General features: G+C 41.9%; 1 protein-coding gene. It reads left to right on the forward strand.

The window, feature by feature from the left end:
* Window positions 1-108 precede the first annotated feature (108 nt).
* Window positions 109-990, forward strand: a complete 882-nt coding sequence (locus tag ACLHZ1_RS20480) for a hypothetical protein (protein WP_427263528.1) — start codon at window positions 109-111, stop codon at window positions 988-990.
* The last annotated feature ends 103 nt before the right edge of the window (window positions 991-1,093 follow it).

Genomic DNA, 1,093 nt, shown 5'->3' on the forward strand with positions numbered 1-1,093 from the left:
CGATGTGGTTGAGGATTAGTTCGTGGTTAAACATGGGGATAGTCTGTTGGGTATTAGCTGGTCAAGGATGGCGATCATACCTCAGAAGCCGCGCCACGCCTCGCTCATATGAGGGGATGGTTAAGGCAACAGGCAATTCCAGCTTATATTAGTACATTAGAGTGGATTTCTAGTTTAATCGAACCAGAGCTAACATGGGTTATACATAATGACCCTAGCGTTTTACCTCCAGCCATTTCGAGAAAACTTAAAGGCTTATCTGCAAAAATTAATGAAATAGAGGTGGATCAAGATAAGCTCACCAAGCAAATTCAAATAATTAATGATGCGACAGAAACAGCAGAATCACTTCCTGCTGATTTACAAGATTTAAAAGAAGCCCGAAAAAAAGTCGAATCTATTGGTTCTGAAGCGATTAAAACAGCAACTAAAATATCAACCGCTAAAGAAAATGTTGATAATCTGCTTAGCGCTATTAAATCCAATAAAGAAGAGTCCGATAAGTTGGTTGAAAACTGCGAAGACTCCTATCGTATTACGACCAGTAAGGGCCTTGCTGGTGCTTTCGACCAAAGGGCGAGTCAACTTGCTAAATCCATGTGGGTATGGGTTGTGGGTTTGTTGGGTGCGCTTGTATCTGCTTGGGTTATCGGTTCTGGCAGAGTGGAAGCTTTAACTTCCGCTTTATCTGTTCCAGATCCAAAATTTGGCCTTGTATTTGGTCATATATTTTTGTCAATTGTAAGTCTAGGTGCGCCATTATGGTTCGCATGGTTATCTACTAAACAAATAGGTCAAAGATTTAAGTTGGCCGAAGATTATGGTTATAAAGCTTCTGTTGCAAAAGCATATGAAGGTTACAGAAAAGAAGCAGCGAGGATAGATGAAGATCTTGAAGCCAGACTATTTGAATCTGCTTTATCAAGAGTAGAAGAAGCACCTTTACGACTCGTTGAAGATGGCGGTCACCTTAACCATCCCCTCATATGAGCGAGGCGTGGCGCGGCTTCTGAGGTATGATCGCCATCCTTGACCAGCTAATACCCAACAGACTATCCCCATGTTTAACCACGAACTAATCCTCAACCACATC

Origin of the sequence: Aeromonas sobria (assembly GCF_050266975.1) — a bacterium.
GTDB lineage: Bacteria > Pseudomonadota > Gammaproteobacteria > Enterobacterales > Aeromonadaceae > Aeromonas > Aeromonas sobria_B.